This is a genomic window from Maribellus luteus, assembly GCF_003576475.1.
GTDB lineage: Bacteria > Bacteroidota > Bacteroidia > Bacteroidales > Prolixibacteraceae > Draconibacterium > Draconibacterium luteum.
The window spans coordinates 1-501 of the sequence record NZ_QWGR01000353.1; the positions used below are offsets into that span (position 1 = coordinate 1).

At 67.3% G+C, this 501-nt stretch carries 1 protein-coding gene; it reads right to left on the reverse strand.

The genetic code is table 11. From position 1 onward, the window contains the following. The coding region (locus tag D1614_RS29195; protein WP_206610240.1) for a DNA polymerase Y subunit UmuC family protein at positions 1 to 501 on the reverse strand (501 nt) is incomplete at both ends.

Consider the following 501-nt stretch of genomic DNA (forward strand, 5'->3'; position numbering starts at 1 on the left):
GAGCGTATCCACCAGCAACGGCCCACAGCGCCGCCGCAGGCCGCTACGCGGCAACTCCCGCAAATCGGCCAGCGTGCGGCAGCCGAGACCTTCAAGCCAATCGGGTCGCGTGAGTCGCGCCACCGCATCGATCGACAATTGATCCAGCAACGCCGACAACCGCTCCTGCCGCACCGCCCTCCGCGCGCGCCCCTGACGTTCTGCCGTGCGGCGACGGCCACGTGTCGGCACCGGTTGCGCACTGGCAAGCCATGCCGCACCGCGTGCTGTCGGCCCGGTACCCAGCTGAGGCATGGCGCCCAACCGAACCGCGCAATACTTTACAGCCCGGCACAGCGCGCGATGCCCGCCGAACAGGCGCAAACTGGCCTCCACCTCCAACAACACAGTTGCCTCGTCGACTACGTCCAAGGTGACATGCGGCGTGAATGCCAGCAGCGCCAGCGCCAAGGATTGCAGCAATCGCGCCTCGGCCGCCACATCCCGATCAAGCTGTATAGC